Raw genomic sequence first — 23,126 nt, 5'->3', positions numbered from 1 at the left:
ATGGCCGATATTCGCCGCGAACAAGCCGCCTAGTGGGAAGACTCTATAGGAGGAAGCAGTGGAGTTATCTTGCGTTGGGGTCGGCGCTGGGCCGTCTAATTTGAGCCTTGCGTGTCAGATACACGAGCAAGTTGGGCAAGGGGCACTGTTCCTGGATAGGCAGGTCGACTTCCGCTGGCATCCAGGCATCGCATTCGATTCCTCGGAGCTCCAGGTCAGTCACTTCAAGGATCTGGTCACACTGGTGAATCCGCGATCAGCCTACACTTTCGTAAACTTCCTGCACGAGAACGGGCGTTTGTACCACTTCCTGAACGCACAGTTCGAAGCTGTGTTCAGAGCTGAGTTTGAGCAGTACCTGAACTGGGCCTTCCACAGGAACCCACTTGTCCATGGCGGCGAGACCGTGCACGAAATCCGCTTTGACGGCGCGTTTCGGGTGCGGACCGATAACGCGGTTCTCGGCGCCAGAGACGTCGTGGTTGGCATTGGCAAGCAGGCGCAAATCCCGCCTCAGTTTCAGGGCTGGATTGGACGCAACCTGTTCCACTCATCTGTTTTACTGCACATCCACCCTGAGGTGCGGAGAAAGCATGTCTGCGTGGTCGGCGGAGGCCAGTCGGGAGCCGAGGTGATGTTGCATCTTGTCGGCCTGCCGAAAGAACGGCGGCCTGCCTCGATCACTTGGGTCTCGCAGCGCGAAAACTATCTGCCTCTGGACAACAGCCCGTTCACAAACGAGTTGTTCATGCCCTGCTTTTCGGATCGTTTCGCGGCGATGAGCGAGTCGCAGCGTAAGCTGCTCCTGCGGCGTTTCGTGCTTGCCTCGGACGGCATTTCGGAAAGCACGTTGCGCGCGGTCTATCAGGTGCTGTACCGCCACGCGTTTTTCGAGCCAAACCGATGCGACATCACACTGCGGCCGGGCTGCACCGTCTCGCACTGCATCAACGCCGGCGCGGGTCACAGGCTGACCCTGCAGCACGGCATGGTCGAGGTCGAAGAAGTCACGGCTGACATCGTCATCCTGGCCACCGGTTACGAGAACGCGGTGCCAGGCTTCTTGGAACCCATCGCGCACCGGCTGGAGCAGATCGAGAATGAATTAGCTATTCGCGAGGATTTTTCGGTCAGCTGGGACGGACCGCGTGACAGACGCATCTTCGTACAAAACGCGAGCCTCGGGCAGCGCGGCCTCGCCGATCCGAACCTAAGCCTGCTGGCCTGGCGCGCCCGCCGCATCCTCGATAGCCTTCTTGGGCGCGCGCCATGCGCGAACCCCGAGCATCCTGGCTTCATTAGCCATACCTCGATCGAGAGCTGGCCCGACACCGTAGCCGAAGAAATGGGCAGCGGCATATGACTCGTAGATTTTTTGATCATCGGCGGTGGCATCTTGGGAATGATGTCCGCCTCCGCTGCGGCGAAGGCCGGAAGTTTCTCCGAAATCATCGTGTCCGAACAAGCTCTTGGACCAAGCGGCGCATCGCATTGTTCTGGGGGCGTGCATTTCCCCTACGGTTGTCAAGACCGTACCAGGTCGCTCACTCGAAAGAGCGCCGTGGTCTTGCCGGCCATGGCTGGGTCGGCGGTCAGCGGATGGTGCCGGCCTTTAGCAATGCGTGTCGTGGCTGGACCGGGTGAAGCGATAGATCCGGCCCAGTTTACGGAACCCCTGGACCCGGCTGAGCCTGACATAGGCAGTCTCGGGCCGAGCTTCTGCGGGCAATATCCGCCGGAGCGGAACGCACTTAGCATCGCCGTCCCACATGACGTGAGTCCGTCTCTGTGGACCCGCAACTTGACCAGCGCCCGACTGCCCTAATTGGGATGTCCGACTAACCAGTCTTCCAACAGGAGGCTTTTCGTATGTTGACTGATGCACAAAGAGAAAAGTGGCAGAAAGACGGATACGTCAGGCTCGAAAGGTTCTTCGCTCCAGCGGCTCGGGAAGATATCTCTACTTTTGTCGAAGATATGTCACGCTGGGATGTCAGCGATGATAAATGGCTCATGTGGTTCGAGAAGACAACGGACAATCGAAAGATCATCTCCAAGATCGAGAATTTTCTCGACTTCCATGATCCATTGCGTCGTTTGCTCTTAGAAGATCAGCGCATAAAGTCAGCGGTCGAGGATTTGCTTGGCGAAGATTCGCGGAGGCTCAAGCAGTTGCTGATTTTCCACTACCCCGACAGCGGCGGCTATCTCCCGCATCAGGACATTTATCACATTCCACACAAACTCCCCGACCGGATGGTCCATGCGGTGGTTGCCATAGGCATCGACGACTCCGACCCGGAAAACGGCGGGCTTTTCTTCAGCCCCGGCAACCACAAGAAGGGGGTGTTTCCCATGGATGCCGGTGGGGTGATCGATCCTCAAGTCGCCGAAATGTTCTCCTGGGAACCCGTAGTATGGAAGGCTGGCGACATCTTCATCTTCGACGATTACGCACCGCACTACTCACGACCGAACAAAAGCAATCGTTCGCGGCGGACACTCTACTTGGTGTTCCAGCGTGCTTCAACCGGTGGACCGACCCGCGCTGAATATAACGTGCTTAAGCGCGCCCTTAACCCGCCCGAGGGCAAAGTGGCCGATCTCGACAAACTCAAGCCCCCAAATGGCATTTTCTATCGCGATTGAGCTCACGCAGCCAAGCGAAGGCATGCACACGAAACTGATCGACCGCTCAAAAATGCGCGGAGAGTATGGCGTTCTGATTTGCGGGATCGCGGAGCATCGACCGCAGCTCGTTACGACGCTTCGGCACGTGGATTGTGGAGGTGGTCGCAGGGCGGTCTTCTATGACGCCTACAGCCCGACTGGCGCCCCCCTCGTCGCCCGCCTGGCGGCCCAGCGCTGCACTATCCTGGCCGGGGCGGCCAACGGGTCGGGCTACCGTTTCTCTCCACAAATTGCACGGGAGGCTGTTGCGTTGTCAGCCGAACATCCCACTGCTTCAACAGCTTAGGTTCGTCATGCGCAAATACACGTTTTCTCGAACGGAGCTGTCGCGGGCGTTCGGTATCGACATGGCCACGCTTGGAACGGGAAGCGCTCGCACGGGGTTTTCGTTCGGTAGGGTGGCACCGGGCGTCACATCCGAGCCCCATCGGCACGACGAAATCGAGGCCTTCGTGGTCCTGTGTGGCGCGGGCAAGGTCAGGACCGACCTTGGGGAAATCTCGGTCGAGGCGGGCGATGTCGTTCTGTTCCACCCTTTTGAAGCGCATGTGCTGCGCAACGATGGGGACGAAGACCTAAATTTCGTCGATGTCTACTGGCGAGACGGCGAGGCCGCCCTTGATGCCGCTGCAAAGACCACGGCTCCACGCGGGCCGATCTTCGTCTTCTCCACGCCGCCAACGCCAAATGGCGATCTGCATCTGGGGCATCTTTCTGGCCCCTATTTCGGCGCCGACGTCTATACTCGTTTCCTGCGCATGAAAGGAGTCGAAGCATATCACCTCACTGGCAGCGATGACAACCAGAGCTACGTCACGATACGCGCCGATGCCGATCAATCGACGCCTGCAAACGTGGCGCGCTACTACGCCGACGAGATTCGCGCCACGCTTGCACTTCTCGATTGTGACGTCCACAGCTTCCAAGCCACAATGGGCGATGACGGTTACGGCGAGTTTCAAGCCGCGTGTTTCGGGAGTCTTCTGAGCAGCACGGCGGTAGATCTGCGCCAGAGCCCTGCGCTTTTCGATGCTGTGACAGGCCACTATCTTTACGAGCCGGATGTTAGCGGCCTCTGCCCCGATTGCGGCGGCTCCGCCGGTGGCAACATCTGCGAGGAATGCGGCGCCCCAAACCTTTGCCACGACTTGGGTGCAGCCCGGTCACGGCAGTCTGCCGAGGCGCCGCTGGTCGGCTCCGTCCGCCGCCCGGAACTTGCCTTGGACCGATGCTACGACAATATCGACCGGCATCTAAGGGCGTCGGGCGTCCCGCTACGGATCTTGGACCTCTTCGCGCGCCTACGCCGACGCGGCAACTTTTCAGTGCCCATTACCCACCCCTCGGACTGGGGCCTGCCGGCCGAAGGGTTCCCGGGGCAAGTGATCTGGGTCTGGCCGGAAATGGCCTTCGGTTTTCTTTACAACATCCAGGCGCTCGGCCGCTTGCTGGGTCGCGACTGGAAGGCGGAGATGCCCGGCAACGACTGGGAGATTGTCCATTTCTTCGGCTTCGACAATTCGTTCTACCACGCGCTACTCTACCCCGCTCTTTACGCCGAGGTCTTCTCCCACTGGACGCCACGCATCCACTATCACGTCAACGAGTTCTACCTGCTCGACGGCAAGAAGTTCTCAACCAGCTGCCGCCATGCCGTCTGGGGCAAGGAGGTTCTGAGCCCAAAGACAGTCGACGTCGTGCGCCTCCATTTGGGCCTGACACGCCCGGAAGGTGAGCGAACGGATTTCACGCTGGACGCGCTGCGCCGCACCGAGAACGAGGTATTCCAAGGGATTTGGCTGAACTGGCTTGATGCCTTGAACCAGGAAATCAGGCAGGATTTTGCCGGCCGTGTACCCGATGCAGGCGACTGGAGCCCGGTCGACCGCGCCTTCTTTGCTCGGATAGAGATCTATCGCGCGGCGATGGAACGCGCCTATTCGGACGAAGGCTTCTCGGTCCGGCGCGCGGCCGCTCAGGTCTGCGATTTCGTGCGCGATTGCGTGATCTACCGTCGGGCGCAAGACTATGCGGCGGCGCGACGTTTCTATCCCGCCCGCAATCGGACTTCGCTAGCCCTTCAGACGACGGCCGCTGCGATCCTGGCACCGACACTCGCTCCGCTGATGCCCCGATTCGCCAGAACGCTGGCGCGAGGCATCGATGGCGTCTCAACCGAAACATGGCCCCGGTCCGTCCAGCGCCTTGCGCCCGGGACGCGCTTTGATCTGGGACCCGTGTTGGTGTTCTACGCCAAATCCGGCAATCCTCATCTCGATGAGGAGGAAGCACTATGAGCCCAAAGAGGTGCACCAGTGAGCTATCCCAATCTCGACCAGATCTGCGCGGCAATCAAAGCCGATGATGCCAAATATCTTTACTCGCTGTCACTGGCGACCGAAGCCGCTATCGGACGGTAGAGACCAGATTGGCGGACCTGAACCAACGCATCGTCGACACCCTGGCCCGCGCCTTCGAGGACCGCTCGGCCGATCGCTTCCCAGCCCCTTGCTGTTTCGTGCCGCAAATGCCGTGTGGGCTCGACTGCGCTGACCAACCTCTTCGGCATCGCGGGATTTCCGTCCTCCAGCCGGTCAAGACTGTCATGCGGTTCGAGGCGCTTGGTCAACCTGGCGCGCCCTGGATCGTGCGCGGATCACCGGAAATGTCGAATGCGAATGCCTGCATGATGGTATCTTCGATTCTGTAGGAGCCTGTACCGGCGCGGCAGTCGGCCGAAGAACAACTGAGCTACTGACAATCGGAAGGTAGCAGGTTCAAAATTCTGCCCCAGAAACCGGATATTGCGCACAACCAGCGTTCACGATCGCGATGGTGCAAAAGCTTCCAACCAGACCCGCGCAAAGACAGCCCGTCGCCTGAAGATAGTCGGCGAGGGCCGCCAAATCCCTCGCAAGCGTATCCTTCGTCACATGCACGCCGTCTTCGCCGACAATGCAGACGCTTGTCTCGTCGAGAGATAAGTCCAGCCAGGGTGCTCCTTCAGGATTGCGTGTTTGCTCGGGCACGGAGCCGCCCCTCAGTTCCCCGAGGAGCGATCCCACAATTCACATATTTGGAGATCGCTCGCTAGTTACCCGGTCTGTGAACCCTGCAAGCCGAAAATTCAGATGCCACCCATGCAGAGATATTTCATTTCGAGGTAGTCCTCGAGGCCATGGCGGGACCCCTCCCGCCCGATGCCGGACTGTTTTATCCCACCGAACGGCGCCGCTTCTGAAGACATCCGGCCGGTATTTACCCCGACCATTCCATATTCCAACGCCTCGGCCACACGCCAGACACGCTTCAGGTTGGAGGCATAAAAGTAGGCCGCGAGGCCGTAGATCGTGTCGTTGGCCTCACGCACGACCTGATCCGCATCTTTGAAGCGAATAATCGGTGCCAGCGGCCCGAATGTCTCTTCTTGCGCGACGGTCATCTCGCTGGAGACACCGGTCAGGACTGTCGGTTGGAAAAACGTGCCATTCGTGCCGATGCGTTTGCCCCCGCATCGAATTGCGCCGCCTTTGGCGACGGCATCGGCAATATGGGATTCGATCTTGGCCAAAGCGTGCTTGTCGATGAGCGGTCCGATGTCCACTCCGGGAGCGAAACCGTCACCAGCTTGAAGTTGGCGAGCCCGTTGCACGAATTTCTCGACGAACTCGTCGTGAACGCCCGAGTGGACGTAAAGGCGGTTCGCCGAAACGCAGGTCTGGCCGGCATTGCGGAACTTCGCCTGGATCGCACCGTCAACCGCGGCATCGATATCGGCATCATCGAAGACGATGAAAGGTGCATTGCCGCCGAGCTCAAGGCTGACTTTTTTGATCTGGTCCGAGCACTGGCGCATGAGAAGGCGCCCGATCTCAGTCGACCCGGTGAAGCTGATCTTGCGGACCTTGAGATTGGTACAAAGTTCGCGGCCGACCGCGTCACCTTCGGACGCATAGATCAGGTTGACGACGCCTTCGGGAAAGCCAGCCTGATGGGCGAGGGCGAACATTGCTCCCGCCACGAGCGGCGTCTGTTCAGCGGGCTTGAGGACGATCGTGCAGCCCGCCGCCAAGGCTGGCGAGATTTTGCGCGCCACCATCGAGGCCGGGAAATTCCATGGCGTTATCGTGCCAACAACTCCGATGGGCTGCTTGATTACCAGCATTCGGCGGTCCATCGATGGTGCGGAGATCGTCTCGCCATAGACGCGATTGGCCTCCTCGGCGTACCATTGCAGATACGCCGCAGCATGCGATATCTCCGACTTGGCTTCTGCAAGCGGCTTGCCCATCTCCGCGGTGAGAATCTCGGCGAGATCGTCGGCGTGGTCGATGATCAACTGATGCCATCGCCATAGAACGTTGCTGCGCTCACGTGCGGTCAACCCTGCCCATCCAGGCTGAGCGACATAGGCCTTGTCGATCGCAGCGCATGTCTCCTCGACACCCATGTCGGGTAGTTCTGCCAGCACTTCGCCAGTCGACGGGTTGAGGACCTCGAATGTCCGCTCGCTAGTCCGCGTGCCAAGTGCCGGCAGGCGATCAATGGGTCCAAACAGGTCAGGGGATCTCAGGTGACGGATCATCGGCAGGCACAGGGGCAATACCGGATTCCTCCTCAACGCAGCAGGTATATATAGCAGGTGCGGTGTGTACTCCGCGACGTCCGGGTTCCTTATAGGGCCTCGGCCAGACAGCTGGTAGACCACGGTACCCAACTGGAAAGGGAGAATACCTGAATACGCTAGAAAATGCCTCGCGGTTCTACTAGTCGAACGATTGAACAACGGACGTCGGCTTCGCCAGCCGCGCCGAGTGGATGCTGGTGGCCTGCGCCTACAATCTGCGGACCACGAATCGGCGACTCTATCGACTCGAAGAGAGGCTGGCCTGAGGAGGAGCGCACCCCAATAATGACGCCTGAACCGGCAAATGCCTGGCAAGGCCCGCGAAAACCGAGCCTCGCGGCTTTAAACAGATCCCGTTTACCGGGCGAGCGCCCGCAAGATCAGAAAGAGGATGGAGAGGAACAGGGTGGCGAAGGCGCGCCGAGGGAAGACCGGCCGGCGCATTTGCATGGGGATGGAGCTCATGATCAATTCCCCGCCTGTTGCTGCGGCAAAAGATAGCCTGTGGTCGAATGGTCGAGCGCCAGATAACGCGCGGCGACCGCCTTGACCTCGTCGGTGGTGACCTTGCGGACGCGGTCCGGCTTCTCGAGCACGTCCTTCACATTGCCACCGGTGGTGAGCGTCTTGCCATAAATGTTGGCGATATGGTCCAGCTCGTCGTGCGCAAAAATCACCGAGCGGATATAGCGGTCTTTGGCCTTGTCCAGCTCGTCGCTGGTGACGCCATCCTTGGCGATCCGGGCGACTTCGGCAACGGCCGCCGCTTCGAGATCGACGAGCTTTGCATCGCCGCGCGGCGAGCCGGAGATGGTGAAATTGGTGTCGTCTAGCATGGTGCCCTGAAAGGAGGCGCCGGCCGCCGAGGCTATGCCTTGCTTGACGACAAGCTCCTGATATAGCCGGCTGCGGTTACCGCCGCCGAGGATCTCGGCCAGCAGGTCGAGCGCCTCGGCCTCGCCGGGCTCTGCCGTATGATAGGACGGCACCACCCATTGAGTGGAAAAGCTCGGCACCGAAACGCGCGCATCGGTCAGCGTCACTGTGCGCCTGGTGTTCTGCTCCGGCTCGACCGGACGGTTGCGCGGGGGCAGGTCCGGCCCGCGCACAACCTTGCCATAGGTCTTCTCGGCCAGCGCCTTCACCGTCTCAGGCTCTACGTCGCCGGCCACCACCAGCACGGCGTTGTTCGGTCGGTAGTATTTGTTGTAGATGGTGAATGCGTCGGTGCCGTTCAGCTTCTCCATCTCCTGCATCCAGCCGATGACCGGAATGCGGTAGGGCTGGTTCTGCCGCAACGTCGCGTTGACCTCCTCGTCCAGCAGAGCATGCGGGTTCGTCTCTCTGTGCCAACGGCGCTCCTCCAGGATCACGTCGCGCTCGGTCTTGATATCATCGTCGTTGAGGATGAGGTTGAACATGCGATCGGCCTCGAAGCCCATCATCTCACCCAACGCCGAGGGCGCCACCGTCTCGAGGAAGGTGGTGTAGTCATAGGCGGTGAAGGCGTTATTGTAGCCGCCGATGGCTGAGACGGCTCGGTCGAACTCGCCGGCGGCGTGGTTGGTCGTCGCCTTGAACATCAGATGCTTGAGGAAATGGGCAAGGCCGGATTTGCCGGGTGGCTCGTCGGCGCTGCCGATCTTGTACCAGACCATATGAGTGACGATCGGCGCGCGGTGATCGGGGATGACGACCACTTCCATGCCGTTGTCGAGCAGGAAATCCGTCACCTTGCCGCCGTCGGTGGCGGCCAGAGCCGGAGCGGTCGTCACCAGGGCCAGCGCGGTGGCAATGAACGCGTTGCGCAGCCAGGCGGACGATCGATGGCTCCGGTTGTGGTGGCTGGTCGAAAGGCAAGGTTCGAGGCAACGTGATTTGTTCCTCATTTTGATGAAGGCGCTGCGTCCCCGTCTCCCTGCGTGGGAGGATCGGCGGGCAGCGCCGAGCCAGATGAATAAGCTCTTCATGGGGCCAAGCCTTACTCGAGCCTCATCTTTGGAGGGACCCAGGAGACCTGCGGCGGTATTTCTTGGTGAGGTGATCATGGGACGGATTCTCCTTGGTCCGCGACGCCTTGCGGATGACCAAGCATGCACCGTGCCAGATCAGAAAACCGTTCGAGGCAGTGGACAAATCGGGCTCTGCCATGTTGCGGATCCGACATTGTCGGACATCGGACAGGGCCGAACGCGACGCGCGCGGCTGAGAATATCTTGTTCGTTCGGAAGACGATTGGGCGCGCTGCCGGGGAGGGGTATAGGATGCGCTTCGAATGGCCGCTGCACTGACGGTGAGAATGGAGATGTTGGTCGCCGCAGCCGAACCCTGTCCTCGACAGCCAGACCGGGTCGATGCTGAAGGGCAGAGGCGTGAGCAGCCCAGCCAACTCGAGCGCGGAGCCTGCTCGCGCTAGGACGGATCTGATCCAAAAATCGGCAATTTGGGCGATATCGGCGAGGCGCTGGAAAACGAAGATCGTAGGACTCGGGCGGGAAAAAACGATGCGGTCGCGCGCTTCTGGCGTAATGCGCCTGCCGCGAGGCCGTTGAGCCTGATGAGTTGCTGCGCGAAAGGAAAGGGGAGTGTTTGCGCGGACCTTGGTCAAACGTAAGAAACAACCGTCGAGCTCGCCGTGGAGGGGCATGCATGCACGTTGGTCGCTGGAGGACAGCAGCACGGAAGCTGTCCGCGCTTGCCGTCGTCTCTGGGTACCAAACAGGAGAATGGCGGTCGCGATCGAATTATCTGCGTAAATACCGCCTGGCTGTGCTCGGTTTGCCGGCGAACAGATTTTGCCCTCTTTGCGGCTGCAAACGCATCCCTGGCGGCGTGGTCCCTTAGGTCAAGGGCATCGGGTGAGTAACAGCCTGATCCCGCTCAATCTGATGCGCGCCAACCGCCTCGCCGGATTGTGGAACCGCTCGCGGGTCGCTTCTACCACAAACAGCAAGGTCATGAAATCAAGTAGGAAGTCGTCGATCGCTTGGGCGATTGTTTCTGACTTGCCCTTGAACTGGTCCAGCATAACGCGCGCGTTATCGACCGCTTCACGCTGGTGGCATCGATTAACCCCTCGACCCTCTTGAAACAATCCAGTTCGAGACTCCTTCAAGCGCTTGCCAAGCGTTATGCACGAAGGTAGCTCCGTGAACTACCCGCCCTTGACCTGGCGGCACGAGCAGCGGTCGGCCGTACGTCCCGTGCCTCCAAGCACCAGCCATAGACGTGGCGCTGAGGAGCGTTGGAAGGGTCGGGCGCTTCCGGCCATGCTCGAGCGGTAGTGTAAGGACAGTGTTTGCTGGCGACCACGGCCACAATGGAGTGCGCAAGTTGTCGCCGACCAATCAAGCGGCCTTGAAATTTTTCGTTTTGCTGCCCCTAAGTCTCGGCTATGAATCGGACTGGCCAAATGGCCTGCCCACGTTGCAATTGTTACAAAGGAATACGCATATGGCGACCGGAACAGTGAAGTGGTTCAACAGCACCAAGGGGTTTGGATTTATCCAACCCGACGATGGCGGTCAGGATGTTTTCGTCCACATTTCCGCTGTCGAACGCGCGGGCCTCTCGACCCTCGCTGACGGCCAGAAGATCAAGTATGAGATTGAACAGGACCGCCGCACTGGCAAATCCTCAGCTGGCAATCTCAGCAAAGTTGGCTGAATCCACTCTTGCGTCCTGGCAAGAGTGGGCGCGGTACGTCACGAGGGACTCACGGCCGCTCGACAAGAGCGAGCAAGAAGTGGCTCAACTGCAAGGCCGGGGCAGCAGATCGCTGCAAGGCGTGGCGAATTCCTCAGGAAACAAAGTTGTTTGAAAGGAAGGCGGGGTTGGCCCCGCCTTTTTATATGACGCGCAGATTAAGCCGATGGCTGCAACGCTCCAGAACGAATCTCCATTGCCGAAATCAAGCCGCGACCTTCTTGCGGGTTCGCTTCGTCGGCGCCGGCTCCGGCGCTTCCGGCGCTTTCGGTTTGCGGCCGAGCCCCATTGTCTTGGCCAATGACGAGCGCGCCGCGGCGTAGTTCGGCGCGACCATGGGATAATCCGCCGGTAGGCCCCATTTGGCCCGATATCCATCCGGCGTCAGCCCATAGTGGGTCGACAGATGGCGCTTTAGCGATTTGAATTTCTTCCCGTCTTCAAGGGAGATGATGTAGTCCGGTGTCACCGACTTCCTGATCGGGACTGCAGGCGTAAGGGCAACCGGCTCTTTTGCAGAGACACCTTCCGCCGTCCCTTTCAGAGCCGCGTGCACTTGGCCGATGAGGGCAGGGAGATCCCCCACCGGGATCGGATTGTTGGAGACATAGGCTGAGACGACATCGGCCGTGAGCTCGATGAGGGTGTCGATGTTTTTTTCGGCTTCTTCTGTCATGAAACTCTCCAGGCGGCGTGAAACACAGTCGGCGAAGCGTCGCTTCATAGTGGCGGTCTCCGCTGAAAGCAACCAAGGTCTCGACAGGATTATTGCGATGCTCGTCCAGCAGCGAGATCTATAGCGCGGTATCGCGCCGTCATGACCGTTGATGCGTTCCGTTGTTGGCGACCTGCCGCGGTGCTTGCGCATTTTCAGGCGCGTCTCGGCCGTAAGCTTTGCGCCAAAATGACCAGTAATCTCGAAACGAAGCGGGCTATTCCTGTTTCGCCATCCTCTCTTTGGCTGTGAAATCGGTGGCAGAGCAGTGGCCGCTTCCTGGTGGCGCGTGGAGGAACTATCAAGCGTTGATTCGCAATGGTCGAAACGATGTAAATTCATCCGGTGAGCCGCTCTCGCAGGATGTTAGGGATTGGACCGCTGGTAAACCGAGGACATGACGCCGCTGCTTTGCTATTGAACCGCTATCGCTGTGACAACACATTCCGCAATGGTGGGCGGGTGTAGAGGAGGCGCCTTACGCAAACTAGCGGTTCAGCAGGTCGGGAGGAACGAATGAGCTCAGGGACTTTCAGCAGCCCACTTTTCGTAAGGCGTGCAGCGTACATCGTGCAAGAGATTGCCGTCCTGCGGATGCTATCGATTTTCTCAACGAATGGCCAGAAGATGGCAGAGACCGAAGCCGCTCTCACGGCGTGCTTTGATGCATACAACGGACGAATACCTGCGAGCGCAGCGCGCAAGACTTATTTCCGCTTTGGGGAACAGGTCGCTATAATGGAAGATGCAACCTCCGCGATGCAATGGCTTGCTGCCTGCATGTCGGGCAGTGGAAAAGCGCAAGTATAGGCGTCGCAGTCGTATCTGAAGCCGGAGCGGGAACGCCGACGAGGTTATTGTATCGAGATTTCGCCGGCATCTGGAGCGTACTATAGCGAACAAACAATATTTTGCGCGCTATGGCGATGTTAATCATCTTGTTGCAAACCAGCTTCTCGCGACAGGACTGCAACGCTTCCGGTGTGAAAATCACTGCGTGGGACTTGGTTCTCTCGAATTCATGACGGTAAATTGCCCTGTAATTATAGCAAAGCAGTTGGCCATTGAAGCTGATAAACGAAGCCAAAATTGTGCTCCGTCGTCTGCCAATATTCGCTCGATGGAGGCTATAGGCCTCACAAGCCAATCGAAACAGCTACTCGGGCGCCCTTTGAATTCGTGTAATTTTGCTCACCCGAAACGGGCCCTCTACAGTCGAAATAAGATCGTCCCGCAAAGGTGCTACAAGACACTATCGCGGATCGATTTGGGCCCACGTCGATCTGGCGAAGGCAGGCGGAAGTCGAGCAGGACCTGCTGCGGAACAGATAACCGGCCCCAAACCGAATCGGACACGGTGGCCCCGATTTCTTCATAGTTGAAGGCGCAGAGAGAACCGAAGCACGGCTCCGGGCTCCGGCGCCGCCGCTTGCCGAGCAGCGATCCTCCGCCTCCCTGAAATCCAATCGAGAAGAGCGTTCAATTCCGGGACGGTCCAAGCTCTGCCGCGAAAACAGGTGTCAGACCACCCGGTCCTCTCCCGCAACTGATCTAGCGCAGGGCGTTCATAAGCCGCATATCCCAGAGTGGCTGCGTGCACGACGCAGCGAGATCATTTATGAAAATCCTATTCAGTACGATGGCTGTCCCCTTGCTGACAGCCACCGCTTTTGCTGCGGATTCGATCCCCGCAGACCTCAGAGAAACGGCACTGCCCACTTTCAAGGCTTTGCCACCCACCACGCGGGCAGTCGCCAATAACCCGATCACCCCGGAGAAGATCGCTCTCGGCAAGGCACTGTTCTTCGATCCACGCGTCTCGGCGTCAGGCGTCTTGTCGTGCAACTCGTGCCACAACTTGGCCACCGGCGGCGACGACAATCATGAAACCTCGATCGGCCATGGTTGGCAGAAGGGACAGCGCAACGCGCCGACTGTACTGAACGCTGTCTTCAACATCGCCCAGTTCTGGGATGGTCGTGCCGCAGACCTGAAGGCTCAGGCGAAGGGACCGGTCCAAGCCGGCATCGAAATGGCCAATACACCGGGCCAAGTCATCGCCACGCTCAAGTCCATGCCGCAATATGTCGAGTGGTTCGATGCAGCTTTTCCGGCTGAAGCCGATCGGGTCACCTTCGACAACTTCGCCAAGGCAATCGAAGCCTTCGAGGCGACACTGGTCACGCCGGCCCCCTTCGACAGCTTCCTGAATGGTGATGAGCTTGCCATGACTTCCGAACAGAAACAGGGCCTGGCGCTTTTCATGGACAAAGGCTGCTCGTCCTGCCATGCCGGCATCAACGTTGGTGGGGAAGCCTATTACCCATTCGGCCTCGTGGAACAGCCCAGCGCCGAGGTCCTGCCGGAAAAAGACAAGGGCCGATTTGCGGTCACCAATGCAGCCGACGATTCCTATGTTTTCCGCGTGGCGCCGCTGCGCAACGTTGCACTCACCGCGCCATACTTTCATTCGGGCAAGGTTTGGGATCTGAAACAGGCCGTTGCCATCATGGGAACCACCCAGCTTGGCGTGGTACTGGCGGACGAAGAAGTCGACCTGCTTGTTGCCTTCCTCAACTCGCTGACCGGAAAGGCACCCGAGGTCGCCTATCCCATCTTACCCGCCGAAACGGCGACAACACCCCGGCCTATATTGCAGATCTTAGGAAAATAAACGGCCAGCTGACTGCGGAACATCGCAATTGGCAACTGATTGCGACTTTTACTGGGACGAGACGATCGCGACCTCCATGAGAACGCAAATGGCTCGTTTCCAAAGTGCAGACGCTGCTTCCGTCACCAGCTCGTTGCGATGGAATCATGTTTGGGATCTGCCGTGCGACATGCCAAGGAAGGCGTCTGACGCATGAGGCTCGCGCGCTGTCGATACCGCGCGGCGGCCGGCCATCGCGCTGGCGGCCGAATAGCCGCGCGCCCGAGTGACCGGCCCCCCCTAGGGCGATAGGGCAGCCACTCCGTCCTCCATGTCCAGCGATTCTTCGACTGCTTCCGGATTCCGGGCGATGGTCCAAAGGAGAGTATTCGCCGCTGCATCCGGTTTCGAGCGACCTTGCTCCCAATTTCGAAGCGTTGCCAGATCGAGGCCTTACCTCACGGAGAATGCCTCCTGAGAGAGCTTCGTGCGATCCCGGACTTCGCGGACACTTATCGGCCGCGGCGCATGAACCTTCGCGATCACGCCTGCGGACGACAGTTCATTCTTCAGTGCCAATAGGTCGTCGACGCAAGGAACCGTCACGAACGCCTTGCCGTGATCGACCATCTCCGTGAGTATCGCGTGGGCCGTCCTGAGCGGCAACTGTCTCTTAACGAGAATCCGGGCGGCCTCAGGAGTATTCGCGCCGTGAAGAAAACTGAGGCTCAGTCGGACGGGAGAGCCTGACGACACCGGGACGACGTCCCGGGTTCGCACCCGTTGTCCGTACCGCTCCATCAATATCGATTTAGTCGACATTAAGCTTCTCCGCGATCACTCGACCGAGCTTGCGCAATTTGGACCATCCCCACTGGAGGCATCGCGATAAAAGTACGCCAAACAACGCTAAGGGAGAACAAGCAGTGATCTGATTTCGTTCGACGCTTGTTTTCGAGAGCCGTTCTGGGTCGTTCGCAATCAACTGTGTAGGCCAGCGGAGCGAGCAAGGAGCGCCAGATCCGGACAGGGCTGAGTGGGGTGTTTCTCCGAAAGGTGGGCCATGCCCTAAGGGACACGAGATGTAGTGGACTCGTCGATCCGCGCGGTTTCGATTCGCGCACCCCATCAAATGCTCTCCGGTGCCCGTCATCTGTATAGCTGACATTGGGCCGAGGGCTTCCAGCACGAGCCACATGGCGCGGGTATCGACCGTGACCCATGGTGCGCCGCCCCTGCCGCCAGTTCCAGCGGCGGCACGTGACACCGGAATCATCGCACCAGATGACTTCGCCCGGTTCGGGATGCTCGGTTACCATTTCACCTTGCTCGATCGTGTCGAATGGCTCCGCTCCCTTCGCAATTAAAAGTCTCGGGACCCCTGGTAGAGATCGAGATCTTCCAATCGGAACGCCATACAACACGCTGACGGCATTGTAGGCATCAACCAGTGGGGAAATCCGCGGGAGAGAGCCATCTTTCCGCACCCGCTTGAGAAGCGCGGCGGCCGAGCACGGTGTTCGATTGGCCTTTGTGCCGAAAGCCTCGTAGGCAACGGCCCACGCCGCAAGACGCGCGTCCCTTTGGGCGTCATCGCGAAGCGCCGCCTGTTCCGCCGCCGCAATCGTGTCGTTCAACGCCTGTGCATCCGGCACGTCGATTCCAGCGTTCCGCACCACAATGCTGATCAGATGAAAATCCCGGTAGCGGGCCTTGATCTCGGGGCAATCAATGGCGTGAAAGCATGGGATGCTCTTTTCTCATGGGGAGGCTTTGCGCTGCGGGTGGTTCGGTAAATGTTTGAAGAAAGGTGCTTGTCGAGCGTCCAGATCTTCTGGCATCGGCATGGTGCATGCCGCACCATGCGCTGGATAATTCCATCATTCGGACCGTGGACAAGGCGTGGTAGAGATCGTCGATTATGTCTTGCGGGTGCTCGAGGCCGCTCGGCCGGCAACAAGCTACGCCTCCGCCAGATCCTCCATTTCATAGGAGGCAGCAGGCGCGATATGGATATGAAGCAGCTTTCCTAGCCAGGTCATCATCGCTGTCGGAGCTTCGTCTCGTGGAAACCTGCTGCAAAACTGGCCTGATCAACAGCGCCAGTTGCATGGCGTTTTCCCAGTCCAGTTGGCTTTGCACGAAATGCGGTTCAGCCCAAGGGGTCGGTATCCTCGCCAGCACGCCACGTCCCCGCCGTTTTAGCCACCGTGTCCCGGCAACGCGTCTTGCACCTGCTTGACAACCGCTCGCAGGACCTCAACGCCCTTCTCGATCTGCCGAATGCTCAAAGCGGCATAGCCCATGACAAGCCCCATGCGATCGATGTGGCCTTCGTCCGACTGCCGCTCGTAAAGGGGCGAGATCAGGTGTAGCCCCAGGCCCGCGCCTCGGGCGGCTTCGACCAGGGTCGTTTCCCGCGATCGCGGCAGTTCGTCGAACCAAACGACGACGTGCAGACCGGCCTCTGCTCCCTGGACAGCGATGCGATCGCCGAAGCTGTGCCGCAAGGCGCCCAACAACGTCTCCCGACGCTCGCCGTTCAGCCTGCGCACACGCCGCACATGGCTTTCGTAGCCGCCACTTTCGATCAAACAGGCCAGAGCCTCCTGTTCAGCCACCGGCGAATGCCGGTCCGAGAATTGTTTGGCGGTAGCGAAGACCTCCTGCAATTCCGTCGGGACGACGAGGTAGCCGATACGCAGCATCGGCGAGAGCGTTTTGGAGATCGTGCCGAGGTAGATGACAGCCCCGTGGTCCTCAAGACTGTGCAGCGGAGGGACCGGATTGATGTCGTAGCGATATTCGCTGTCGTAGTCGTCCTCGATCACATAGGCGTTGTTGTGCCGCGCCCATTCCAGAAGCTGATGGCGGCGCGCGATCGGCATGACGCCGCCCAGCGGAAACTGATGCGATGGTGTGACATAGGCCAGTCGTGCCCCGATCCCCGCCAGCAACTCCGTCTTCATCCCGTCCTCGTCGACGGTGACCGGGACGGGCGAGGCACCCGTACTGGCAAAGACCTGACGCGCCATCCTATAGCACGGGTCCTCGATGACGAAGCGGTCGGCGGGATCGAGAAGCAGGCGAGCGCACAGATCGAGGCCCTGCTGCGAACCGTTGACGATGATGATCTGCTCGAGGTCGCAGCTCAGGGTTCGGGCGCGCCAGAGATAGCCCTGGAGCGCCTGGCGCAGCCGGCGCGAGCCGCGAGGATCGTCATAGGCAAGACGCAACGGGCGCTGCCCCATCGCCTCGTTCATCGCACGTTTCCAGACCAATGCGGGGAAGTCTGACGGCGCCAGGTCGCCATAGCGGAAATCGACCTTCAGCCCAGTCGGCAGATAATCCGGCCAGGGCGGCGTAACGCGCAGTCGTTCGCCATAGGCGGACAGATCAACCGGGCCGACTCGTTTCGCGACAGTGCGGCTCGTCTCAGGACCGATCAGCGAGGATACAACGCGAGGTCGTGCGCCTTGACGGACTTCGATGAAACCTTCCGCAGTCAGTTGCTCATAGGCGACAGTCACCGTCGTTCGCGAAACCCCAAGGTCATTTGCCAGGCCGCGTGAGGACGGCAGCTGACTACCGGTTTCATAGACGCCGCCGAGGATTTGCTCGCGAAGGGCCTCGTAGATCTGGCGTGCACCCATCGCGTGCGAGCGACCTGCAGAACCGTCACTCAAGACTGGACCATCTCTTTCACCGCCAACTGGATATTTCACATTGGCCAGTTTGCCGTCAATCTTTCGAACCCAAGAAAGATCTCAGAGGCCGAATGACCCGCTCCTATCAATCCGAAACCGATGCTCTCACGCGGTCGCTCAACGACACCGGTCCCGGATTTGCCACCCGGGCGATCCATCATGGCTACGATCCGGCCCGCTTTTCCAATGCCGTCCAGCCGCCAGTGTTCCTGACGTCGACCTATGGATTCGAAAGCGTGGCAGCAAACGAGGCGGCCGCCACTCTTGGCGGAAGGCTCTATGCGCGCGAATACAATCCGACGACGGAGATCCTCGAACAACGGCTCGCCAATCTGGAGAGAGCCGAGGCAGGTCTGGTCGTTGCCTCGGGGATGGCGGCTTTCGGGACGCTGATCCTGTCGCTCCTGTCCCAAGGCGATGAACTCATCGTCCACAGGACGCTTTATGCGAACACGCTTGCCATGGTCGAACAGGCGGTCCCCCGCTTCGGCATCAAGGTCGTCGCGGTCGACCTGTCCGATCCTCACAATCTCGATGCCGCGATCACCGAGCGGACCCGGCTTGTTTTCTTCGAGACGCCGGTGAATCCGCTGAGCCGCATCCTCGACATCGCTGCCATTGCCGAGCGCGCCCACGCGCGCGGTGTAAAGGTTGCAGTCGACAGCACCTTCGCCTCCCCCGCGCTCCAGCGGCCGCTCGAACATGGGGCAGACCTCGTGCTCCACTCGCTGACCAAATACATCAATGGGCACGGCGATGCCCTTGGCGGGGCAATTCTCGGCGACGCGCAAACGCTCCGCACGCTACACGAAACGGGCCTGCGCTACATCACCGGCGCAGCGCTCTCGCCCATGTCAGCCTTCCTGATCCTGCGCGGTCTGAAGACGCTCACGCTGCGCATGGAACGCCACAGCGCCACAGCCCTTGCGGTGGCTCAGGCGCTCGAGGCGCACCCGGCGGTGGCATGGGTGAGTTATCCCTTCCTCGACTCGCACCCTGATCAGGTGACGGCGCGAAAGCAGATGTCCCAAGGGTCGGGCATGTTGGCCTTTGGCCTCCACGCTGGGTTCGAGGGCGCGCGGCGGATGATGGACCGGCTCAACCTGATCACCCGGGCTGTCAGCCTCGGCGATGCCGACAGCCTCATCTATCATCCGGCAAGCCTGACCCGTGCTCGTCAGCCGATCCGCAAGGATGCGCATCTGGCCGATGGAGTCGGCGAGGACCTCATGCGTCTCTCGGTGGGTCTTGAAGACGTCGATGACCTAATCGCCGACCTGCGGCGGGCTCTGGACGCCTTGTGATGACCTGTCGTCCGGCCAGTCCTGCGCTCACGCACAAACCTGGAGCCTTGCCATGGCATTCCTGAGCGGTCTTTCCGCGTTTCCCATCACGCCCGCCGATCGTGACGGCCGCGTCGATACCGTTGCTCTGCGCAGGCTGATTGCTCGGCTTGGCGCCGCTCAGGTCGACTCCATCGGTCTTCTCGGCAGCACCGGCACCTATATGTATCTGTCGCGCGAGGAACGGCGACGGACGCTCGCCGAGACCTTGGACGAAATCGCCGGGCGAATGCCGCTCCTGGTGGGTGTGGGCGCGCTGCGCACCGATGAAGCAGTGAGGTTCGCGCAGGACGCCAAGGCCCTTGGAGCTGCCGCGGGGCTGCTTGCGGCCGCCTCCTACACCCCGCTCACTGATGACGAGGTGTTCGAACATTTCTCGACGGTGGCGTGCGAGAGCGGCCTGCCGATCGTCGTCTACGACAATCCAGGAACGACGCATTTCCATTTCACCCCAGCACTCGTCAGCCGCCTGGCAAAGGTGGGTGGGATTGTCGCTATCAAGAATCCGACAGACAAGAGCGATGCGATCAAGAGCCATCTGGCCGACCAGAGGCGCACTGTGCCGGAAGGGTTCTCGATCGGCTACAGCGGCGACTGGAACGCCGCAGAGGCCATGATCGCCGGCGCCGACACATGGTACAGCGTCCTCGCCGGCATCCTGCCCGAGGTCTGCGTGAAGATCGTCACGGCGGCGCAACAGGGCGATGCGGCCGAAGCGCGACGGATCGATGCCACGCTTGCGCCGCTCTGGAGCCTCTTTAAGGAGTTCTCGAGCCTTCGCGTCGTCTATGCACTTGCCGAATTGCTCGACATTTGCCGTGCCGACCCCCCGCGTCCCATCCTGCCTCTGCCCTCAGCAGCGAAGCGCCAGATCGCCGCCGCGTTGGAACGCTTGCCATCGGATGTCAACCGGTGAATAGCGAACCCGGCGGCCAGTGAAGGAACCTGTCATGTATGTACCCGCGCATTTCGATGAACCGAGCCGAGAAGTCCTCTACGAACTGATCGAGAACAGTGCACTTGGCATGCTGATAACCCATGGCCGGAGCGTCTCGACGCCAATCACATCCCCTTCGAACTCGACACGTCACAGGGAGAAAACGGTACCCTTTACTCCTGCGCGACTAGTACACGTGCCGAAGGAAAGTGCACATTCTCGGATGTGATCGCGTTTTGGCACATTCACGGCCGACATGCGGCAGCCGGTGACTCACCACGATGGTGAGCAACCAGGAAACCCTCCGGCCTACACTTTCTCCCGGAGCGCACGTGCTGCATCGACCATGTTCATGAGGGCAGGGCGGACCTCCTCCCATTTGCGTGTTTTGAGGCCACAGTCCGGGTTTACCCACAGTTGGGAATCCGACAGTCGCTCGCGGGCAAGCATGACGAGATCCGAAATCTCCCCGACTTCCGGGACACGTGGTGAGTGAATGTCGTAGACTCCGGGCCCGATTTCGTTCGGATATTTGGAGCTCGTGAAGGCGTCCAGCAGTTCTATTTTCGAGCGCGACGTCTCAATCGAAATGACATCCGCATCCATTTCAGCGATCGCGTCGATGATCTCGTTGAACTCCGAATAGCACATGTGGGTATGGATTTGAGTCGCGTCCTTTACACCCGTTGAAGCGATCCGGAAGCATTCGACAGCCCAGTCGAGATAGTCGTTCCAATCAGACTGGCGCAGTGGCAATCCTTCGCGAAACGCGGCCTCATCGATCTGGATCATCCTTGCGCCGGACCATTCGAGATCCGTCACTTCGTCGCGGATGGCGAGCGCGATCTGGCGGCATGCTTCGGAGCGGGGTACGTCGTCGCGAACAAAAGACCAGTTGAGAATGGTCACTGGGCCTGTGAGCATTCCCTTCACAGGGTTTTCCGTAAGCGACTGGGCGAACTGCCACCAGCGCAGCGTCATCGGATTGGGCCTCGATACGTCGCCGAAGATGATGGGGGGGCGCACGTAACGCGACCCATAGCTCTGCACCCAGGCATGCTGGGTGAAGGCGAAGCCGGACAGCTGCTCGCCGAAATGCTGTACCATGTCGTTTCGTTCGAACTCACCGTGCACCAGCACGTCCAGCCCGATCTCTTCCTGCCAGCGAATTGCAGCCTCGATCTCCTTCTTCAGGAAGGTCTCGTAGTCGACATAGCTCAGCTGGCCCTTCGCATGAGCGGCCCGCGCCCTGCGTACCTGCGGCGTCTGCGGGAAGGACCCGATGGTCGTCGTCGGGAACGGCGGCAGCCCGAGCGTGCCGGCCTGGACTCTGGAGCGCTCGGCAAAAGCGCTCTCTCGTCGCTTCATGCTGTCGTCAATGCTGGCGATCCGCCCCTCAACTAGCGGGTCATGGATCTTCGTGGATGTCACGCGAGTGGCGGCAGCCTCGGCAGACGCTTTCAACGCGCCTGCCACCGCATCCCTGCCTTGGGACAGGGCCCGGGCAAGCAACACCAACTCGTCGGTCTTCTGGGCCGCGAAGGCGAGCCACGACCTGATGTCCGCGTCGAGTTCCGTCTCCATGCGGAGGTCGATCGGCACATGCAGCATCGAGCAAGAAGGCGCGATCTCGACGCGGTCCAAGGGCCAGCCGGCGACGATCGGTTTGATGCGGTCGAGAATGGCGGGCAGGTTCGCACGCCAGACGTTGCGGCCATCGATCAAGCCAAGCGAGAGCACCAGATCCTTCGGTGCGAGCCGACCCACCGTTTCCAGCTGCTCGGGAGCGCGCACGAGATCAATATGCAGCCCGGCCAGGGGCAGAGAAACCGCGGTTTCGAGATTGTCTCCCAGCGGCCCGAAATAGGTAGCCAGCATGATCTTCAGCTCGGGCGCGGCTTTCGACAGCTGGCCATAGGCGAATTCGAACGCAGCTCGTTCGTTCGGGTTCAGATCGAGGACAAGCGCTGGCTCATCGATCTGCACCCAGTCGGCTCCAGACAGCTTCAGCCTCTGCAGGAGTTGCTCGTAGACGGGCAGCAGCCGCGGCAGGAGCGCGATGGGATCGAATCCTTCGGCAGGCGATTTCGCCAGCTTGAGGAAGGTGATCGGTCCAAGGATGACTGGGCGTGTGTGAACGCCGAGAGCTTTAGCCTCGATGAAGTAATCGACCGGTTTCGTCGACGAGAGGGCGAACGTCTGATCATCGTTGAGTTCCGGCACAATGTAGTGATAGTTGGTGTCAAACCACTTGGTCATTTCCATCGCGGTTACATCAGACCGATGAGCCGCCTGCTGGTGACCAGCGTGTCGACAATCCTCCGTCTGACCCTGGTTGCCCCGCGCCATTGCGAAGTAGATGTGAAGTGGAACCTCGCCGCTATTCCAGCCGTAACGGGATGGAACGGCGCCGACCATGGCTGCGGTGTCGAGCACATGGTCGTAGAGCGAGAAGTCGTTCGACGGGATTTTCGACACGCCGCGATCGTGCTGCTCCTCCCAGCTAGCGGCACGGAGCGCCTTCGCGGTCGTGAGAAGGTCGGCAGCGGACGATTTTCCGGACCAGTAGCTTTCAAGCGCGAATTTCAGTTCTCGCCGACGACCGAAGCGGGGCACGCCGAGCGTTGCTACAGGAATTTGCTGAGAGACAGTCATGCCAGACCCCGATGGTTGGGGCGTCGGTGACAAGGAAGGCGCTAGCAGGCCGGCACGAACGCCAGGCTGCAGCGGCCACCGAGACACCCCGCC

The 23,126-nt window shown here is 60.1% G+C and carries 19 protein-coding genes; 11 read left to right on the top strand and 8 right to left on the bottom strand.

Annotated features, from left to right (window positions below; translation table 11 throughout):
- Nucleotides 1–58: 58 nt before the first annotated feature.
- The 4 genes from NKH91_RS27905 (at nt 59) to NKH91_RS27890 (ending at nt 4,988) form a co-directional block, all read left to right on the top strand.
- Nucleotides 59–1,363, top strand: coding sequence for a lysine N(6)-hydroxylase/L-ornithine N(5)-oxygenase family protein (locus NKH91_RS27905; RefSeq protein WP_352885354.1), 1,305 nt, complete (start codon nt 59–61; stop codon nt 1,361–1,363).
- Between the two features lie 12 nt (nt 1,364–1,375).
- Entirely contained in the window at nt 1,376–1,825 is a 450-nt protein-coding gene (locus NKH91_RS27900; protein ID WP_352885353.1) for a hypothetical protein, read from the top strand.
- Between the two features lie 44 nt (nt 1,826–1,869).
- On the top strand, nt 1,870–2,649 hold the full coding sequence (locus tag NKH91_RS27895) for a phytanoyl-CoA dioxygenase family protein (RefSeq protein WP_352885352.1): 780 nt from the start codon (nt 1,870–1,872) through the stop codon (nt 2,647–2,649).
- Between the two features lie 335 nt (nt 2,650–2,984).
- Nucleotides 2,985–4,988, top strand: a complete 2,004-nt coding sequence (locus tag NKH91_RS27890) for a class I tRNA ligase family protein (protein ID WP_352885351.1) — start codon at nt 2,985–2,987, stop codon at nt 4,986–4,988.
- Between the two features lie 480 nt (nt 4,989–5,468).
- Here NKH91_RS27890 and NKH91_RS27885 read toward each other — a convergent pair whose 3' ends face one another.
- The 4 genes from NKH91_RS27885 to NKH91_RS27870 form a co-directional block, all read right to left on the bottom strand.
- Nucleotides 5,469–5,720: a hypothetical protein gene (locus NKH91_RS27885; RefSeq protein WP_352885350.1), complete on the bottom strand. Its 252-nt coding sequence runs from the start codon at nt 5,718–5,720 to the stop codon at nt 5,469–5,471.
- A gap of 98 nt (nt 5,721–5,818) precedes the next feature.
- Nucleotides 5,819–7,276 carry an NAD-dependent succinate-semialdehyde dehydrogenase gene (locus NKH91_RS27880; RefSeq protein ID WP_352885390.1) on the bottom strand — a complete coding sequence of 486 codons (1,458 nt, stop codon included), beginning with the start codon at nt 7,274–7,276 and terminating at the stop codon, nt 5,819–5,821.
- Nucleotides 7,277–7,785: 509 nt separating this feature from the next.
- The gene (locus tag NKH91_RS27875) at nt 7,786–9,207 is read right to left on the bottom strand and encodes a M16 family metallopeptidase (RefSeq protein ID WP_352885349.1); all 1,422 of its coding nucleotides are present in this window, start codon (nt 9,205–9,207) and stop codon (nt 7,786–7,788) included.
- A gap of 956 nt (nt 9,208–10,163) precedes the next feature.
- Nucleotides 10,164–10,346, bottom strand: coding sequence for a hypothetical protein (locus NKH91_RS27870; protein ID WP_352885348.1), 183 nt, complete (start codon nt 10,344–10,346; stop codon nt 10,164–10,166).
- A gap of 425 nt (nt 10,347–10,771) precedes the next feature.
- On the opposite strand from NKH91_RS27870, the gene NKH91_RS27865 reads away from it, so the two are divergent.
- Complete coding sequence (locus tag NKH91_RS27865) at nt 10,772–10,984, top strand: cold-shock protein (RefSeq protein ID WP_352885389.1); 213 nt, start codon at nt 10,772–10,774, stop codon at nt 10,982–10,984.
- 244 nt (nt 10,985–11,228) lie between these two features.
- Here the strand turns inward: NKH91_RS27865 and NKH91_RS27860 are convergent, their stop codons facing one another.
- Nucleotides 11,229–11,699 carry a Ros/MucR family transcriptional regulator gene (locus tag NKH91_RS27860; RefSeq protein WP_023679671.1) on the bottom strand — a complete coding sequence of 157 codons (471 nt, stop codon included), beginning with the start codon at nt 11,697–11,699 and terminating at the stop codon, nt 11,229–11,231.
- A gap of 555 nt (nt 11,700–12,254) precedes the next feature.
- On the opposite strand from NKH91_RS27860, the gene NKH91_RS27855 reads away from it, so the two are divergent.
- Nucleotides 12,255–12,548 carry a DUF982 domain-containing protein gene (locus NKH91_RS27855; RefSeq protein ID WP_352885347.1) on the top strand — a complete coding sequence of 98 codons (294 nt, stop codon included), beginning with the start codon at nt 12,255–12,257 and terminating at the stop codon, nt 12,546–12,548.
- An 808-nt stretch (nt 12,549–13,356) separates the two neighbouring features.
- Nucleotides 13,357–14,412 (top strand): cytochrome-c peroxidase, encoded by a 1,056-nt coding sequence (locus NKH91_RS27850; RefSeq protein WP_352885388.1) that lies wholly within the window; start codon nt 13,357–13,359, stop codon nt 14,410–14,412.
- An 800-nt stretch (nt 14,413–15,212) separates the two neighbouring features.
- Here the strand turns inward: NKH91_RS27850 and NKH91_RS27845 are convergent.
- Nucleotides 15,213–16,046 carry a B3/B4 domain-containing protein gene (locus tag NKH91_RS27845; protein WP_352885346.1) on the bottom strand — a complete coding sequence of 278 codons (834 nt, stop codon included), beginning with the start codon at nt 16,044–16,046 and terminating at the stop codon, nt 15,213–15,215.
- Here NKH91_RS27845 and NKH91_RS27840 point away from each other — a divergent pair.
- The gene (locus NKH91_RS27840) at nt 15,975–16,187 is read left to right on the top strand and encodes a hypothetical protein (protein WP_352885393.1); all 213 of its coding nucleotides are present in this window, start codon (nt 15,975–15,977) and stop codon (nt 16,185–16,187) included. The genes NKH91_RS27845 and NKH91_RS27840 overlap by 72 nt on opposite strands.
- A gap of 405 nt (nt 16,188–16,592) precedes the next feature.
- Here the strand turns inward: NKH91_RS27840 and pdxR are convergent, their stop codons facing one another.
- Entirely contained in the window at nt 16,593–18,044 is a 1,452-nt protein-coding gene (gene pdxR, locus NKH91_RS27830; RefSeq protein WP_352885345.1) for a MocR-like pyridoxine biosynthesis transcription factor PdxR, read from the bottom strand.
- Nucleotides 18,045–18,169: 125 nt separating this feature from the next.
- Here pdxR and NKH91_RS27825 point away from each other — a divergent pair, with 125 nt between their 5' ends.
- Genes NKH91_RS27825 through NKH91_RS27815 form a run of 3 tightly spaced genes read left to right on the top strand, consistent with a single transcriptional unit; the run spans nt 18,170 to nt 20,607 of the window.
- On the top strand, nt 18,170–19,402 hold the full coding sequence (locus NKH91_RS27825; RefSeq protein WP_352885344.1) for a trans-sulfuration enzyme family protein: 1,233 nt from the start codon (nt 18,170–18,172) through the stop codon (nt 19,400–19,402).
- Nucleotides 19,403–19,454: 52 nt separating this feature from the next.
- Nucleotides 19,455–20,357, top strand: a complete 903-nt coding sequence (locus NKH91_RS27820; protein WP_352885343.1) for a dihydrodipicolinate synthase family protein — start codon at nt 19,455–19,457, stop codon at nt 20,355–20,357.
- A 34-nt stretch (nt 20,358–20,391) separates the two neighbouring features.
- The gene (locus NKH91_RS27815) at nt 20,392–20,607 is read left to right on the top strand and encodes an FMN-binding negative transcriptional regulator (protein WP_352885342.1); all 216 of its coding nucleotides are present in this window, start codon (nt 20,392–20,394) and stop codon (nt 20,605–20,607) included.
- An 80-nt stretch (nt 20,608–20,687) separates the two neighbouring features.
- Here the strand turns inward: NKH91_RS27815 and metE are convergent, their stop codons facing one another.
- Nucleotides 20,688–23,033 (bottom strand): 5-methyltetrahydropteroyltriglutamate--homocysteine S-methyltransferase, encoded by a 2,346-nt coding sequence (metE, locus tag NKH91_RS27810; RefSeq protein WP_352885341.1) that lies wholly within the window; start codon nt 23,031–23,033, stop codon nt 20,688–20,690.
- Nucleotides 23,034–23,126: the final 93 nt, after the last annotated feature.

Source organism: Mesorhizobium sp. M0894, from assembly GCF_040319725.1.
In the GTDB taxonomy this organism is placed as follows: domain Bacteria; phylum Pseudomonadota; class Alphaproteobacteria; order Rhizobiales; family Rhizobiaceae; genus Mesorhizobium.
The sequence above is the reverse complement of the archived record's forward strand: the minus strand, read 5'-3'. Positions and strand labels throughout refer to the sequence as shown.